The sequence below is a fragment of the Canibacter zhoujuaniae genome (assembly GCF_011752005.1).
In the GTDB taxonomy this organism is placed as follows: domain Bacteria; phylum Actinomycetota; class Actinomycetes; order Actinomycetales; family Microbacteriaceae; genus Canibacter; species Canibacter zhoujuaniae.
Genome location: NZ_JAAIJZ010000002.1, coordinates 110,660 through 122,720 on the forward strand (window position 1 = coordinate 110,660; position 12,061 = coordinate 122,720).

A 12,061-nucleotide genomic window follows, 5' to 3' on the forward strand; every position below is an offset into this window, starting at 1 on the left:
GAGCGGAAAACACAGACTCGCCAGTCTGTTCAACCGGCCCCTCGGCGCTGGCGCCAGCCTCAAAGTTTAGAGCAACTGAGTTCATGCAGTAGCGATCGCCGGTTGGAGTGCCAAAGCCGTCAGGGAAAACGTGGCCGAGGTGTGAGTCGCAGTTCGCGCAACGCACCTCAACCCGAGTGCGTGCCAGGCTGTTGTCTTCGAGGAGTTTTACGGCATCTGGGCGCACAACCTCATAGAAACTCGGCCACCCGCAGCCGGAATCAAATTTGGTGCCTGCAAGAAACAGCTCTGCTTTACAGGCGGCGCAGCGGTAGAGGCCGTCGCGGTTTTCGTGCAGGAGCTCGCCGGTGCCCGGTCTCTCAGTGCCGGCCTGTCGCAGAACGCGATACTCTTCCGGGCTGAGAATCTCACGCCATTCAGCGTCGGTACGGTTTGCGGCGTTCGGATCGATGCTCACGAGACTCCTCAGGTTGTTGTTAATACTGTGCTAACAAGCATAAAGGGAGCTGGCTGGACATAAAAATTATCTGTAATAAATTTTCTAAATCCCTGATCAGAACTATAAAAATAAGTTCAACAGATGAACTTTTGAATTTTAGGTGACTTATTCCTCTGCGGGTGGTAAGTTTAACCTAAGTAGATCTGATGGAAGGCGCTATGACTGCTTCGTACTCTTTGCGACGCGCACTCGCGGCACTTGTTGCTTTAGTGATTGCGCTAGGTTTTGTATTTACCTCTTCGAGCCTGCTGGCAACTGCTGCGCATGCAGCAGAAGCTGAAGCCGCTGGCGAAGTGCTGAATGCGAGCGAAGAAGGCTTGCAGATTAAGGCTGTTCTGCAAGGGCTGGCGCCTGAGGTTGCCAGCGCTGCTGTGGCGCTGGTGCCGGCCGAAGATTACGCAGCGCTCGACAGTGAAGATGGCATAAGCACGCTGCCCTATACTGCGGAGCTGAGCGCCGAAGATGGTGCGCTAACGGCGACCGGTTTAGCGGTTGCAGAAAAGCTTGATCGCACCAAACAGTACGAGCTTGTGTTTTGGCAGTCGGGCACTAAATACAACGCTGACACCAAATATGCGACCGTGCCACTCACTGTAACCCCAGAACATTGGAATGCTGTCTTCCCGCCTGCAGAGCCTGACGAGACTAGCGAGACTGGTGAGGCTGAACAGCCTGCCACCCCAGCAGCCCCGGCTGATCCGGCCGCACCGAGCGAGACTACCCGGGCTGAGGGGAAGCTCGTGTGGGGTCTGCTCGAATCATTCCGTAGGTACGTGGTTGGCCCAATTGCACACGGCACGATCACCCCAACCGAACCAGCGGTGGTTAATAAAGACGGCCTTTTTGAATACCCGCAGCTGAGCGATGCAGCATGGGACGCTGAGAAACAGACCGGGTCTGTGCGCTACAGCGGCGTGATCGTTTTTTACGGACACAATGGTGCTTTGCAGCGTGTGCTCGCAAACCCTGAAATCGAAGTGATCGATGCCAATAAGGGTCGGCTTTACGTGCAGCACAACGGCGAGCGTTTTGCGCTAACCGAGATTGATCTTTCCAAGGCTAAGAAGTCCGTTGCAGATGACGGCGCTATTACTTGGGAGGGCGCCAAGACCTACATTGCGAAGGGCGCAAACCTCGCATACTTTGAAGAGTTTTATGAAGACGGCAAACAGCTGGAAGACATCACCTTCACTGTTGGTGCCAATCTAAAAACTGAGGACTCTAGTGAGGCCGAGGCCCCGAATCCGCCGGTGCTAGCTCCGGCTCCCGCCCCGCAACCGGCACCGCAGCCTGCGCCACAGCCGGCTGTGAAAAATGACGCACCAGCTGTGCTCGGGGCGGAAGTTGGATGCTTCACCTGGGGAGTTTCAACCTCCTTCGGCCGCTACGTTGGCGAGGGCTATGTGGCAGGGCGTGCAACGCTTGTGAAGACCAACGGCACCGTTACCGCTAACGGAGTTGGCGGCGGCCCGGGCGGGTTTGTGTTCCCGCAGGTCGGCAGTGAGTGGAATGCGAAAAACGGGACTGGCACTATCTACTACTCCGGCAGCATCAACTACTACGCCCACCACGGGTTGCTGAACCAGACCTTCGCCAACCCTTATGTGCGTGTTGTGAGCGCAAACCGTGCCGAACTGTATGCAAACGGAGTGCACTGGGGCTCTCTGGCGCTCAAGGGCCGCACAGTCACAGAGCGTGGCGCATCAGTTTTTAACGGCGCAAGCTTTATCCCCGGTGCTGGTGCTAACGCATTCCTAGGCAGCGGCTTTAACCGCGGTCAGATTGGTTGGGATCCGGCTGTTTCGTTCATCGCGGGCAGCTCAGGCAGCGTCTGCGGTTCTGGCGCTAGCGCTGGTGCCGCCGCAGCATCAGGCGCTGTGGTTGTTGCCGCAGGTAACCAGCAGGCAAACAATTCCGGCACCGAACTTGCGGCGAAGCAGGCAGCGGCGAAAGCAAAAGATAAGCAAAAGCTTAAAGTTGCAAAAACTGAGAAGCTATCCGCTGCGTCTGAGTCAGCTGCAGAAGATAAACCACAGGCTGTGCAGGCGGGAGTTATTGCAAACGCCGGCGCTGATATCTGGTGGTGGGTTGCTGCTGCGCTCACAGTTCTTGCAGCCATCATGCTCTTACTCCTAGTTCGTGCTCGCAATCAACAGGCTTAGGAAACTTTAAATAATGCAGAAAACATCAATTAAACGTACGTTTGCAACCGTCGTTGCCGCAGGAGCTGTTGCATCATCGCTGGTGCTGGTTCCGGCAACCATCGCTGCGGCTCATGACGAGGCTGAGCACTGCCAGGTGACCGATGGCACGCTGACCTGGGGTGTAAAGACGAGCTTCCGCTCGTATATCTCAGGCTCAATCGCTAACGGCGCTTGGGAGGTTTCTGAGGGCGCGGCCTATGAAACCCCAGATTTTATTTTCGGGGGCGGATCAGGTGAGGGTAACCCCAGTGATCTGACTGTGGGCGTTTCAATGCCCGGTAAAGTGCAGTTTACGGGGCACAACGGTGTGCTCAACCTCATAATCTCAAACCCGACTGTGCGCCTTGATGGCGCCGAGAGCGCAACTCTGCTGCTTGACGTCTACTCAAACGACACCTCCGGCAAAGAGAAGGTGAACGCAAAACAGGTTGAGATGGCGCACATCGATACCAGCAAAGCGCTCGAACTGAACAGCGAAACCTGGTCAATTAATGGCGCGCCGGCAACCCTCACCGAGGCGGGCGCAGAAGCTTTCGGCGGATACTATGTCGCGGGTGAAGAGCTCGATCCGATAACGCTGACAGCGGGTAATTCAACCTGTGTGAAAAACGCTTTGAGTGGCGGTGAAGCCGCTGAAGAGAGTGACAGCGCTGACAGCAAGACTGCAATGGAAGAGTCGCAGGCTGCTCCGGTTGTTGATGAACAGAAACCGGCAAACAGTGGAACCAACTGGGTGCCAATCGCAATTAGTGCGGTCGCTGGCGTGGCTGTGGTCGGCGCCGGTATCGCCCTCCTGCGCGGCGGGAAGAAACGCACTGAGCAGTAGCTACAAGCTACACTACTTCGTGAAACTCACACACGGGCGCGAGAGACCGCAGTGGCAGCACTAGCGGCTCGCCCGTGCGTGGGTGCGCGATAACCTCAACAGGAGTGTCATAAACCTCTGAGACCGTCTGTGAGGTTAGCACTGTGCGCGGGGTGCCGATAGCTTGTAGGCGACCCTTCTTTAAGAGCGCAATCCGGTCTGAATAAGCAGCCGCCAAATTCAGATCGTGCAGCACCGTAATCACAGCGCTACCCTGCGCTGCTAAAGCGCGGGCGGTTTGCAGCACAGCTTCCTGATGCTTCAGATCGAGCGCCGCCGTGGGCTCATCGAGCATAACTACCTGCGCACGAGTGGCAAGCACACGCGCGAAACTAACGCGGGCCCGCTCACCGCCAGACAGGCTTGGAACGCGACGATCCGCAAGATGCGTGACCTCTGCAACCTCCATCGCCTCCGCGATTGCTGCTTCATCATCGTGATCGAGCGGTGTGCGCTGCCAGGGTGCGCGCCCCATTTCTACAACCTCACCCGCGCTGAACGGGAACATCAGCTTGTGCTCCTGCAGCAGCACAGAGCGCCGCCTGGCGAGATCCTTCAAAGACCAATCAGCTATCGGGTAGCCGCAGAAGTCAACCTCACCGGCTGAGGGCGTCAGCTCACCAGATAGTGCGGCTAGCAGAGTTGATTTTCCAGCGCCGTTGGGGCCGAGCAGTGTTAGCACCTCGCCGGCGTGCGCCTCGAGATTTATGTCTTCGAGAAGGTTGCAGTCGCTTCGTGTCACGCGCAGATTGCGTGCGGCGCAGATTGCGGTGCCGCCCGGTAATGGAATTGGAATGGTTGCAGCCATATTTAACCCCACCCTCCTGCAGATTGACGTGTGCGACGCAGCAGCCAGAAGAAGAACGGGCCGCCGATAAGAGAGGTGATCATGCCAATTGGGAGATCCGCCATCGGAACCAGGGTGCGCGCAGCAACATCAGCAAGCGTTAAAAGCAGTGCGCCGCCGAGCATACTGGAGAGCAGCAGCGGGCCGTGCGCAGGGCCCAAAATGCCGCGCATAATGTGAGGGATCACAAGACCGACGAACGCGATAATCCCTGTGAAGGCGACCGACACGCCAACAACTAGCGCGACCACAATGATGACACTCAGACGCAGCAGCTCGACGTTCACACCGAGGTGTCTGGCGTTTCGCTCACCGAGCGATAGCAGGTCGAGTTTGCGTGCAACCAGCAGGCTGCAAAGAGCGCCAACCATAAGAACTGGAAGGATCACCCAAACCTCAGCCCAACCGCTGCCGGCCATTGAGCCCAGCTGCCAAAAGACTATTTGTTCGCGGCTGCTTGTGTCTCCAATAAACATCATGAGGGCGATACCTGCGCCGCAGATAGCGTTCACTGCGATACCGGTGAGCACGAGCGTAACAACCTCAGTTTTACCGCCGCCGCGGCTGAGGAAATAGACGGTTAGTGTCGCTATTAGGCCGCCGGCAAAAGCCATTAAAGCGGTTGTCCAGCCGCCCCAAAAGGTGATGCCAAAAACAATGGCGATGCCGGCGCCGAGTGCGGCTCCGGAGCTCACCCCAACAACGCCCGGCTCTGCCAGTGGGTTGCCAAAAATTGCCTGCATTAGAAGACCTGCAAGCGCCAGCGCTGCGCCGACGAGCGCGGCAACCGCAATGCGCGGAAAGCGAATCGACCAGAGCGTGTCTAATGCTTTTGGATGCTCGGGCAGCGGCAGCCAGTCGATGCCAACTTTATTAAGGATTGCGCCCATGACCTCAGCGGGTGAGGCGCTCACTTGACCGAGCATCATCGAGACAACAACGGTTGCAAGCAATAAAATGAGGAGCCCAAAATTGAGCACTGCGGCGCGCGCAGATCGGGCTGCTGGGTTTGGTGCGATTGATGGTTTTGGCATAAAAATTTACTCTGTTATTCAGTTCAATCTTAGGGTAGTCTTACTAACCGCAGATAATAATTTTCTGGAACCTGTGAAGGGGTCGCCAAAATGGGGCGTAAAAAAGTGTCTTTGGCAGCGAAAATAACGGCGTTAATGGCTGCCGTAACTCTTGGTTTATCCGGATGCGCTAGCGGATCCGCATCTGATACGGCTGACGCAAACTCAGCGCCAAAATTAGCGCCTTTGAGTGAGCTGACACCGGTAGATAATCCTGCAACATACGAAGGCCCGTCTACCGTTTTGCTGCCGGAGAATGATCTGCAGCCGCTCGACAGCAAAGTTGAGCAAAAGCTCCCCGTGACGGTGACCTCACGACCTCCGTCGGGTGAGAGCGAAGTGACTGTAAAATCTACTGAGCGGATAGTTTCGCTGTCACTAACCGGGGCGCTGTCAGACTTTATCTACGCATACGGCTTTGGCGACAAAATCGTTGGAGCCGATATTTCAACGGATCTGCCCGGTCTGGATATTCCTGTTGTGACACAGGGCGGGCACAATGTGGACGCTGAATCTATTCTTGAGCTGAACCCTGACCTGGTGATTTCTGACGGCACAGTCGGCCCTATTGACGTCATCGAACAGCTTCGTGATGCGGGGGTTGCAGTCGCTTTTGTGCGCTCTGCGAGCACTTATGAAGAATCGTTTGAGCAGGGGCAGCAGGTTGCAGATGTGCTCGGCGTGAGCGCGATGGGTGCTGAGTTGCGAGAGTTCTATGAGGCAAAAATCGAGGCAAAAATTGCTGAGATAAAGGCGCTTGTGCCCGCAGACCCTGAGAAACTGCCGCGGGTAGCTTTCCTTTACATGCGCGGGCCTGGCGTTTTCTTCCTGTTTGGGAAGGGCACCGGAATTGATACCATCCTGGATGCGCTTGGAGCGGTTGATGTTGCTGAGGAAATTGGCTGGGAGGGCCATAAGCCAATGAACGACGAGGCGCTCGTTGCGGCAGACCCAAATCTAATTCTTGTGATGACTAAGGGGCTTGAAAGCGTTGGGGGAGTTGACGGTATGCTCGAGACGCATCAGGCGGTTGCTCTAACCGATGCGGGTGAGCGGCGTCGCATTGTAGATGCGCCTGACACCAGAATTTTCTCAGGTGTGACCCGGGCCGCTGATACGCTCGATGGTTTGGCGCGAGCATTCTACGCACCCGACAGCCTGAAGGGATAGAATTGCAGCGTGACAGAGCAAAAGAGTGAGACCCGTGGAGCGCAGAAACTGAAGTTTCCACAGGATCGCTTTGATGATATTCCGATCGGCGGCGGTCGTGACGCCAAGATCGGTGCGCATCGCGCTGTGCCACGCCCCGCATTCTTTGGAAAATGGGTGCTCACGGTTTTAGTGCTCACCATAATTGTTTCTGCTTTAGGCATCTTATGGATCACGCAGTGGAGCGGGGGCGCTGCTGTTGCTGACCGCGTTACAGCAGCTACTAAAAACGAAAAAGTTGTGGCTGAGCTCGACCCGGAAGCTCGTGTCATTGTTGTGAACGGAACTACGGTCTCTGAGCTCGCTGACAGTGTGGCGGGTGAGATTTCTAACCGTGATTTAGGGCAGGTTCAGTTCACAGATATTGCTGCCGACAGTGATGTCAAGATCTCCGCTGTGTTCTATGCCGATGACGCCTATGAGGGTGCCGCTATCGCGCTGGCGCGTGAGCTTGGCGGAGTTAGCCACTATAAGAGCGAGACCTATGCGGAGCAGCCAGCTGACCTGGTTGTGCTCTTAGGGAGTGATTATCAGGGCCCCGGTCGCTAACTTGCTGACTTTTTAGTGTTGAGACTCTGTGAGCTAGACAGGCTTGTCTGCCGACAGCGTTTAACTATAGGAATTCGCTGAGAAACCGAGAATGCCGTTTGCACTCTCAGGGTGCGAGTGCCAAAATTGAGTTAGCACTCAATGGCGAGGAGTGCTAATTTCTGCGCTCCTCGTAACTGGTTTTGTTGGTGCTGTAACCAAAACAAACCTGCCGAGAAGGGGCAAAGAATTGGCAAAAATTATTGCTTTTGACGAAGAAGCACGCCGCGGTCTTGAGCGTGGGCTGAACACCCTCGCTGACGCGGTTAAAGTGACCCTCGGCCCACGCGGTCGCAACGTTGTGCTTGAGAAAAAGTGGGGCGCACCAATCATCACTAACGACGGTGTTTCAATCGCTAAGGAGATTGAGCTTGACGATCCGTATGAGAAGATCGGCGCTGAGCTCGTTAAAGAGGTAGCGAAGAAGACCGATGACGTTGCCGGTGACGGCACCACAACAGCTACCGTTCTTGCGCAGGCGCTTGTGCGTGAGGGCCTACGAAATGTCGCTGCCGGTAGCGATCCAATCGCTATCAAGCGCGGTATTGAGAAGGCTGTTAACGCTGTTAACGCGAAGCTGCTTGAGAACGCAACCGAGGTTGAGACCACAGAGCAGATCGCAGCTACCGCATCTATTTCAGCGGCGGATCCTGAGATCGGTGAGCTCATTGCGCAGGCGATTGACAAGGTCGGTAAAGAGGGCGTTGTCACCGTTGAAGAGTCAAACACCTTCGGCACCGAGCTGGAGCTGACCGAAGGTATGCGCTTTGACAAGGGCTTCCTCTCTGCATACTTCGTCACCGATGCAGATCGTCAGGAAGTTGTTTTCGAGGATCCATACATCCTCATCGTGAACAGCAAGGTGTCAAACATTAAGGATCTGGTGCCTGTTCTTGAGCAGGTTATGCAGTCTGGTAAGCAGCTTGTGATCATCGCTGAAGACGTTGAGGGAGAGGCTCTCGCAACTCTCGTACTGAACAAGATTCGCGGCGTTTTCAAGTCTGTCGCAGTGAAGGCACCAGGGTTTGGCGATCGCCGTAAGGCAATGCTGCAGGATATTGCGATCCTCACCGGCGGCCAGGTAATTTCTGAAGAGGTTGGCCTGAAGCTTGAGAGCGCAACCATCGATATGCTCGGCACCGCACGCAAGGTGATTATCACCAAGGATGAGACCACCATCGTGCAGGGTGGCGGCGAAGAAGATGCTATCGCCGGTCGTGTTGCGCAGATCCGCCGTGAGCTTGAGAACACCGACAGCGACTACGATCGTGAGAAGCTGCAGGAGCGTCTTGCCAAGCTTGCTGGTGGTGTGGCCGTTATTAAGGCTGGTGCAGCGACCGAGGTTGAGCTGAAGGAGCGCAAGCACCGCATTGAAGACGCCATCCGCAACGCTAAGGCAGCTGTTGAAGAGGGTGTGCTCCCCGGTGGTGGCGTTGCTCTAATCCAGGCTGGCACCGCTGTGTTCGACTCACTCAAGCTTGATGGTGACGAGGGCGTTGGAGTGCGTATCGTGAAGGCTGCTATCGAGGCGCCACTGCGTCAGATTGCAACCAACGCGGGTCTTGAGCCGGGCGTTGTTGTTGATCGCGTGTCACAGCTCGAATCAGGTTTCGGTCTGAACGCTGCAACAGGTGAGTACGGCAACCTGGTTGAGCAGGGCATCCTCGACCCAGCTAAGGTGACCCGTTCAGCACTGCAGAACGCTGCATCTATTGCAGGTCTGTTCCTGACAACCGAGGCTGTTGTGGCTGAGAAACCAGAGCCAGCAGCTCCTGCTGCGGCTGACCCAGCTGCGGGTATGGACTTCTAGTCTCTTAAAGCAAATTTTGGGGCGGCAACCAAACTGGTTGCCGCCCCAAATATTATTTAGAAGCTTTAACCGAGTGGCTATTCGGCTGGCTCAACTACAAGCAGCACATGACCGTTGGGCACAGTTTGCCCGATCGGTGCATCAACCGAGTGCACAACGCCGTCGTGCGGCGCAAAAATAGACTGCTCCATTTTCATCGCCTCAAGCACAGCGACAAGCTCACCCTTGGTAACACGCTGCCCATCTTCGACAGGAACCTTCACAATGGTTGCCTGCATCGGTGCGGTAACGGCGTCGCTTGAAGCACCCCCAACCGCGCCCGAAGATTTTCGCTTTGGGGCGGGGCCGCGGGTGACCAACTGGTCGGCAAGCGGCAGCAGCGTCGTCGGCATCATCACTTCAACGCGTCGCCCGTCAACCTCAACAACCACGTTTTGCCGTTTCTGCGCAATCATATTCGGCTGCGACTCACCCTCCCAAGGATCGATGTCGTTATTGAATTCATTCTCGATCCATAGAGTGTAAACACCGAACTCACCGTTTTCAGCGGTGAATGCCGGCTCGTTCACAACCCTGCGATGGAAAGGCAGCACTGTTGGGAGACCCGCCACTTCAAATTCTGCAAGGGCCCGGCGGGCGCGCTCAAGAGCTTCTGCTCGAGTTGCGCCGGTCACGATTAGTTTGCCGAGCATGGAGTCAAAGGCGCCGCTAATTTCATCGCCGGCGGTCACACCCGTATCTACACGCACGCCCGGGCCTGATGCAGGAGTGAAGTGCGTGATAACACCCGGTGTGGGCAGGAAGCCTCGCCCGGCATCTTCGCCGTTCAGACGGAACTCAAAGGAGTGACCACTCGTTTTCGGATCGCTGTAGTCGATAACCCCGCCCTCGGCGATGCGGAACTGTTCACGCACCAAATCGATGCCTGTGACCTCTTCAGAGACGGGGTGCTCCACCTGCAGTCGGGTGTTCACCTCGAGGAAAGACACAGTGCCGTCTTTCGCAACCAAGAATTCACATGTGCCGGCACCCACATAGCCAACCTCACGCAGGATGGCTTTTGAAGAGTCATACAGGCGCTTAATTTGCTCATCAGTGAGGAAAGGAGCGGGAGCTTCTTCAACCAACTTTTGGTGGCGGCGCTGCAGTGAGCAGTCGCGAGTTGAGATTACAACCACATTGCCGTGCTGGTCGGCCAGGCACTGCGTCTCGACGTGGCGGGGCTTCTCAAGGTATTTTTCAACAAAGCACTCGCCGCGTCCGAATGCGGCTACGGCTTCGCGGGTTGCCGACTCAAACAGTTCAGCAACCTCTTCCCGTTTATAGGCGACCTTCAGGCCGCGCCCACCGCCACCGTAGGCGGCTTTAATCGCAATGGGAAGCCCAACCTCATCAGCAAAAGCGAGCACTTCCTCCGCATTTGCGACCGGATCGCTGGTGCCAGCAGCTAGCGGGGCACCCACCTTTTCGGCAACGTGTCTGGCCGACACTTTGTCGCCGAGCATATTGATTGCCTCCGGTGCAGGGCCTATCCAGGTTAGGCCGGCATCAATGACGGCCTGCGCAAAGTCAGCGTTTTCCGCTAAGAATCCGTAGCCCGGGTGCACCGCATCCGCGCCAGAGCGGCGAGCAACATCAAGAATCTTCTCAACCACTAGGTAGGTCTCAGCGCTTGTCGTCCCGTTTAGCGCGTAAGCCTCATCTGCCAGCTTCGCGTGCAGCGCATCGCGATCCTGATCGGCATAAACCGCGACAGAGGAAATGCCGCTATCGTGTGCGGCGCGAATAATACGGACTGCGATTTCACCGCGGTTGGCTACTAACACTTTGTGAATTCGAGACATGCCTTACAGTTTATACTCTGATTACTCCAATCAATAGCGTGGTTTCCCTGGCGAAAACCTACAAAATAGTTTGTGTTTCTGTCAGCGGTAGCTGCGGTATTGCTGCGCGTTATTCTGCTGCTAAACCGCCCCCAAGAGTAGGATTGACAGCATGATTAATGCAGAAGTTGTGGGGCGCAGGTATCCAGCAACGGCTCCGTATCTTGTTGGGCGCGAAAAAGTGCGCGAGTTTGCGCGAGCTGTAAAATCCGAGGCGCGCGTGCACTTTGATGTCGCGACAGCACAGGCAGCCGGTTTTCAAGATGTGGTGGCGCCACCAACTTTTGCGGTGGTGATTCAAGACTTCACTCTGCAACAGCTGCTCGCAGACGAAGAAGCTGGCGTTGATTTTTCACATGTTGTGCACGGTGACCAGCGTTTTACCTACACCCGTCCGATCGTTGCGGGTGATGAGCTAACTGCGCAGATGACGATAACTGATGTGAAATCACTCGGCGGTAACTCTATGATCACCGCAACCAGTGAGATCGCCGATGCCAATGGTGACCATGTCGTGACTGCGATTTCTACTCTCGTAGTGAGGGGAGCTGAATAATTATGACCGACTCACCAAAGTTTGCAGAGCTTACAGTTGGCTCTGTTATCGCGGAACGAAGCTACCATCTGACACGCGACTCTCTGGTGCGCTATGCAGGAGCTTCAGGTGACTTTAACCCGATCCACTATCGCGATGATGTTGCACAAGAGGTTGGGCTTCAGGGTGTGCTCGCCCACGGTATGCTCACGATGGGTGTTGCCACCACGCCGGTCGCTGAGTGGCTGGGTGACGCCGGCGTAATTCTTGACGCCCAAGCACGATTCACACGCCCTGTGTGGGTTGACGCTGAATCTGGCGCAACCGTTGAGGTGAAGATAGCTGTGAACGCACTCGATCCTGATGCACGCACAGCACAGTTTAAAATTGACACCTATTTCGAGGGTAAAACAGTGCTTGTGAAGGCTCTCGTGCTGGTGCAATTCTTTGAGACAGATTCGCCGCGTCAGGTCGCCAATTAAATGCCTGATCCAACAGAAGAAATTGCTGCAATAGTTGCGAGCCGGGGTGAGCCTGAGCGCTACTCC

The 12,061-nt window shown here is 55.8% G+C and carries 10 protein-coding genes and 1 pseudogene; 7 read left to right on the forward strand and 4 right to left on the reverse strand.

Annotated elements, in window-relative coordinates:
- Nucleotides 1-58: 58 nt before the first annotated feature.
- Nucleotides 59-457: pseudogene (gene msrB, locus HCR00_RS04425) on the reverse strand (peptide-methionine (R)-S-oxide reductase MsrB); the annotation flags it as partial.
- Nucleotides 458-657: 200 nt separating this feature from the next.
- Here msrB and HCR00_RS04430 point away from each other — a divergent pair.
- Nucleotides 658-2,661: an HtaA domain-containing protein gene (locus HCR00_RS04430; protein WP_167143142.1), complete on the forward strand. Its 2,004-nt coding sequence runs from the start codon at nucleotides 658-660 to the stop codon at nucleotides 2,659-2,661.
- 13 nt (nucleotides 2,662-2,674) lie between these two features.
- Nucleotides 2,675-3,529: an HtaA domain-containing protein gene (locus tag HCR00_RS04435; RefSeq protein WP_167143145.1), complete on the forward strand. Its 855-nt coding sequence runs from the start codon at nucleotides 2,675-2,677 to the stop codon at nucleotides 3,527-3,529.
- A gap of 7 nt (nucleotides 3,530-3,536) precedes the next feature.
- Here HCR00_RS04435 and HCR00_RS04440 read toward each other — a convergent pair whose 3' ends face one another.
- Together HCR00_RS04440 and HCR00_RS04445 are read right to left on the reverse strand one after the other, a co-directional pair.
- Nucleotides 3,537-4,376: a heme ABC transporter ATP-binding protein gene (locus HCR00_RS04440; protein WP_167143148.1), complete on the reverse strand. Its 840-nt coding sequence runs from the start codon at nucleotides 4,374-4,376 to the stop codon at nucleotides 3,537-3,539.
- A gap of 2 nt (nucleotides 4,377-4,378) precedes the next feature.
- Nucleotides 4,379-5,449, reverse strand: coding sequence for a FecCD family ABC transporter permease (locus tag HCR00_RS04445; RefSeq protein ID WP_167143151.1), 1,071 nt, complete (start codon nucleotides 5,447-5,449; stop codon nucleotides 4,379-4,381).
- A 90-nt stretch (nucleotides 5,450-5,539) separates the two neighbouring features.
- Between HCR00_RS04445 and HCR00_RS04450 the strand changes: the two genes are divergently transcribed.
- The 3 genes from HCR00_RS04450 to groL all read left to right on the forward strand — a co-directional run bounded on the left by HCR00_RS04450 (nucleotide 5,540) and on the right by groL (nucleotide 9,095).
- Complete coding sequence (locus HCR00_RS04450; protein ID WP_166986017.1) at nucleotides 5,540-6,658, forward strand: heme/hemin ABC transporter substrate-binding protein; 1,119 nt, start codon at nucleotides 5,540-5,542, stop codon at nucleotides 6,656-6,658.
- Nucleotides 6,659-6,667: 9 nt separating this feature from the next.
- Nucleotides 6,668-7,246: a LytR C-terminal domain-containing protein gene (locus HCR00_RS04455; RefSeq protein WP_167143154.1), complete on the forward strand. Its 579-nt coding sequence runs from the start codon at nucleotides 6,668-6,670 to the stop codon at nucleotides 7,244-7,246.
- 229 nt (nucleotides 7,247-7,475) lie between these two features.
- Nucleotides 7,476-9,095, forward strand: a complete 1,620-nt coding sequence (gene groL / locus HCR00_RS04460) for a chaperonin GroEL (protein ID WP_166986011.1) — start codon at nucleotides 7,476-7,478, stop codon at nucleotides 9,093-9,095.
- Between the two features lie 77 nt (nucleotides 9,096-9,172).
- Here groL and HCR00_RS04465 read toward each other — a convergent pair whose 3' ends face one another.
- A complete protein-coding gene (locus tag HCR00_RS04465) occupies nucleotides 9,173-10,939 on the reverse strand; it encodes an acetyl/propionyl/methylcrotonyl-CoA carboxylase subunit alpha (protein ID WP_166986008.1) in 1,767 nt (588 codons plus the stop codon).
- Nucleotides 10,940-11,090: 151 nt separating this feature from the next.
- Between HCR00_RS04465 and HCR00_RS04470 the strand changes: the two genes are divergently transcribed.
- Nucleotides 11,091-11,534, forward strand: a complete 444-nt coding sequence (locus HCR00_RS04470; protein WP_166986006.1) for an FAS1-like dehydratase domain-containing protein — start codon at nucleotides 11,091-11,093, stop codon at nucleotides 11,532-11,534.
- A gap of 2 nt (nucleotides 11,535-11,536) precedes the next feature.
- Nucleotides 11,537-11,995: a MaoC/PaaZ C-terminal domain-containing protein gene (locus HCR00_RS04475; RefSeq protein WP_167143157.1), complete on the forward strand. Its 459-nt coding sequence runs from the start codon at nucleotides 11,537-11,539 to the stop codon at nucleotides 11,993-11,995.
- The last annotated feature ends 66 nt before the right edge of the window (nucleotides 11,996-12,061 follow it).

What these genes read in the sequence shown, in the direction of transcription:
- HCR00_RS04430 (WP_167143142.1), top strand. Translation starts at nt 658, where the DNA reads ATGACTGCTTCGTACTCTTTGCGACGCGCACTCGCGGCACTTGTTGCT.
- HCR00_RS04435 (WP_167143145.1), top strand. Translation starts at nt 2,675, where the DNA reads ATGCAGAAAACATCAATTAAACGTACGTTTGCAACCGTCGTTGCCGCA.
- HCR00_RS04440 (WP_167143148.1), bottom strand. Translation starts at nt 4,376, where the DNA reads ATGGCTGCAACCATTCCAATTCCATTACCGGGCGGCACCGCAATCTGC.
- HCR00_RS04445 (WP_167143151.1), bottom strand. Translation starts at nt 5,449, where the DNA reads ATGCCAAAACCATCAATCGCACCAAACCCAGCAGCCCGATCTGCGCGC.
- HCR00_RS04450 (WP_166986017.1), top strand. Translation starts at nt 5,540, where the DNA reads ATGGGGCGTAAAAAAGTGTCTTTGGCAGCGAAAATAACGGCGTTAATG.
- HCR00_RS04465 (WP_166986008.1), bottom strand. Translation starts at nt 10,939, where the DNA reads ATGTCTCGAATTCACAAAGTGTTAGTAGCCAACCGCGGTGAAATCGCA.
- HCR00_RS04470 (WP_166986006.1), top strand. Translation starts at nt 11,091, where the DNA reads ATGATTAATGCAGAAGTTGTGGGGCGCAGGTATCCAGCAACGGCTCCG.
- HCR00_RS04475 (WP_167143157.1), top strand. Translation starts at nt 11,537, where the DNA reads ATGACCGACTCACCAAAGTTTGCAGAGCTTACAGTTGGCTCTGTTATC.